Consider the following 2,671-nt stretch of genomic DNA (forward strand, 5'->3'; position numbering starts at 1 on the left):
CATTCAACTTCAGCAGCGATATGCTGACACCGCTGGTGTATGCCACAGTGGCAGCCGTAGCGGGTGGCGGTGTGTTCGGGGACCACTGTTCGCCGTTGTCGGATACCTCTGTGCTTGCCTCAACAGGGGCTGCTTCTGACCATATCGACCATATCAAGACGCAAATTCCCTTTGCGCTTGCCGTTGCGACACTCTCCTTGGCTGCTTACCTGTTGCTCGGCCTCACGCTGTAAGCGATAAGCCCTGCGCTAGGCCGCCTGAGGCCATTATCGCAGGGCTTAATCTAGCATCAGCCAATGCAAACATTGCCTTGCGGGTCTTCAAACACCGGTATTGCGTCAAGATTATCAAAAGCACCTGCTAAGCAGTTGCCTGTTTTAATATCGAATGCTGCGCCATGGGCACTGCATAGTAAGCGGTGCCCATCTGACGAAATGATGCTGTCCGACCGGTAATTTAATGGTAAGTATTGGTGGGGGCAGGCATTAACGTAGCAATAAATGACACCATTTATGCGCGTTACAATCATCGGGAAAGGTGTGTCGTTACTAATAACTTCTATGCAGTGTGCATTGCCTTCTTCTATAAGATGAGAAGGGCAAACAATAGCCCCCTCTTGGGGGGCATTTGCATAGTTACGCCAAGCGTCTTGCACAGTGTTTCCTTTTCGTCAGCGCTAATTATGTTATTAAGCGTTTTTGCTATTCTGCAGTGCTTTGTAACACGCCGCGGTTAATTTGGTCCTCTTCGATGGATTCGAACAGAGCTTTAAAATTGCCCTCTCCAAACCCATCATCGCCTTTACGCTGGATAAACTCGAAGAAGATCGGGCCAATCACTGTTTTAGAGAAAATTTGTAGCAAAATTCTGGTTTCGCCACCGCCCACGACACCTTCGCCATCAATCAAAATGCCGCGGTTACGAAGTTTATCGAGAGGCTCTTGGTGACCTTTTACGCGCTCAAGTGATTTTTCATAATAGATGCTCGGCGGACCAGGCATAAACTCAAGCCCTGCGTCAGCGATGGAATCTGTGCCGGTGTAGATATCGTTCGTTGCAATGGCGATATGCTGAATACCTTCGCCATTGTACTCGCGCAAGTACTCCTCAATTTGGCTGTGATCGTCGGCACTCTCGTTAATCGGAATGCGAATTTTGCCATCGGGAGAAGTTAATGCGCGGCTAGTAAGGCCGGTAACTTTACCAGCGATATCAAAGTAGCGTATTTCGCGGAAGTTAAAGGTGTCATGATAAAACTTATACCATGTGTCCATATTGCCGCGAATAACGTTATGAGTCAGGTGGTCAAGATAGTAAAAGCCAAACCCTTTAGGCTTAGGATCTACCTCATCTAACCAGTCAAACTCATTTGCGTAACAGCTACCTTTATCGCCATACGTATCAATAAAGTAAAGCAGCGAGCCACCAATACCGACAACCGCTGGCGCATCGATAGATTTATTGCCAGTGAACTCTTCAGCCCCTAACTCAACGGCACGTTTTAGGGCGTGCTGAGCATCAACAACGCGCCAAGCCATGGCCGGTGCACAGGGGCCGTGCGCCTCAATAAACGCTGACGCATGGGAGTTAGGCTCGCTGTTAAGCAGATAGTTAATATCACCCTGACGATAAACGGTGACTGACTTGTCACGGTGTTTTGCAACAGGAACGAAGCCCATTTGCCGAAACAGGCTGTCTAACTTTTCCGGCTCAGGATGGGCAAATTCAACAAATTCAAAACCATCGGTGCCCGCTGGGTTTGCATCGCTTATGGTTACGTTTGGCGCGTCATGAGGAAAAGGTCCCATCGCTGTCTCTCCTATTATTATCTTGTAAGTGAACAGGCTCAGTATAGGGAAGAGATGGTGCAATTAGGTTGCAAACTAACCTAAGATAACGCCAAATAGCGCACAGCTTGTGCGTGACTGGAGTGTTGTATGCACGGAATTTCTTTGGATCGATATGATCTTGCAATTTTATCAGTTTTGCAGAAGAACTCAGACCTCACCAATTCAGAGTTGGGAGAACGTGTCAGCTTGTCTCCCTCTCAGTGCTCCCGGCGCAAAGCGCGGCTAGAAGCCGAAGGGGTGATTAAGGGATATTCGGCGAGGCTTGATGCCTCCAGCCTAGGGTTTGGCTTGCGTGCGATCACCCGCGTTAATCTCAAAGCGCATGGCGAGAGCATGGATGATGATTTTGTAACGTTACTAACGAAGCACGCCATGGTGCGTGAGGCTTATTCTGTGTCGGGGGATGCGGATTATGTACTGCATGTGATCGCCAAGGATCTCACCGAGTTTTCAGACTTTATTCACCACCACTTATTACCTCATCCTAATGTCACCCAGGTTCGCTCTGAAATCATACTGCGGAGTATGAAAGAAGAGCAGGGGCTGCCGGTGAGCGGTGGCTAAGCGATGTCCGAAGTCACTGGTTTTTCAGGCAGGCCTAAGCAACTACGTTAGTTTTTTGTGGTGAGGGTGCTATGCGTCTAAAATTTTACTGTCAGAACCGTATCGGTATTCTCCGCGATATAGTGGCCCAGTTTGCTGACTACCGAATAAATGTCGCGCGGGGCGAAGTTGGCGGCGAGCAGGGCAACACCATCTACTTGCATGTCCCAAAGTTGCTTAATGCTCAACTGAGTACGCTTAAACCGGCACTGGAAGCT

General features: G+C 48.9%; 5 protein-coding genes. 2 read left to right on the forward strand and 3 right to left on the reverse strand.

The genetic code is table 11. The features are described from left to right. Positions 1-233: Na+/H+ antiporter NhaC family protein (locus tag AC0UA9_RS17280; protein ID WP_475661966.1), on the forward strand; the 233-nt coding region annotated here is incomplete at its 5' end. A 56-nt stretch (positions 234-289) separates the two neighbouring features. Here AC0UA9_RS17280 and AC0UA9_RS17285 read toward each other — a convergent pair. Beyond that, entirely contained in the window at positions 290-655 is a 366-nt protein-coding gene (locus AC0UA9_RS17285; protein ID WP_146944954.1) for a Rieske (2Fe-2S) protein, read from the reverse strand. Between the two features lie 46 nt (positions 656-701). Beyond that, positions 702-1,808, reverse strand: a complete 1,107-nt coding sequence (gene hppD, locus AC0UA9_RS17290) for a 4-hydroxyphenylpyruvate dioxygenase (RefSeq protein WP_125752479.1) — start codon at positions 1,806-1,808, stop codon at positions 702-704. 129 nt (positions 1,809-1,937) lie between these two features. On the opposite strand from hppD, the gene AC0UA9_RS17295 reads away from it, so the two are divergent. Then, positions 1,938-2,414 carry an Lrp/AsnC family transcriptional regulator gene (locus tag AC0UA9_RS17295; RefSeq protein ID WP_125752476.1) on the forward strand — a complete coding sequence of 159 codons (477 nt, stop codon included), beginning with the start codon at positions 1,938-1,940 and terminating at the stop codon, positions 2,412-2,414. Positions 2,415-2,491: 77 nt separating this feature from the next. On the opposite strand, the gene AC0UA9_RS17300 is transcribed toward AC0UA9_RS17295, so the two are convergent. After that, positions 2,492-2,671 (reverse strand): hypothetical protein (locus AC0UA9_RS17300; protein WP_475661968.1); only part of this gene is annotated, 180 nt, incomplete at its 5' end.

It is taken from the genome of Colwellia sp. F1 (assembly GCF_056238625.1).

Excerpts from the sequence above, each read along its gene's own strand:
- hppD (WP_125752479.1), bottom strand. The coding sequence starts at position 1,808 with ATGGGACCTTTTCCTCATGACGCGCCAAACGTAACCATAAGCGATGCA.
- AC0UA9_RS17295 (WP_125752476.1), top strand. The coding sequence starts at position 1,938 with ATGCACGGAATTTCTTTGGATCGATATGATCTTGCAATTTTATCAGTT.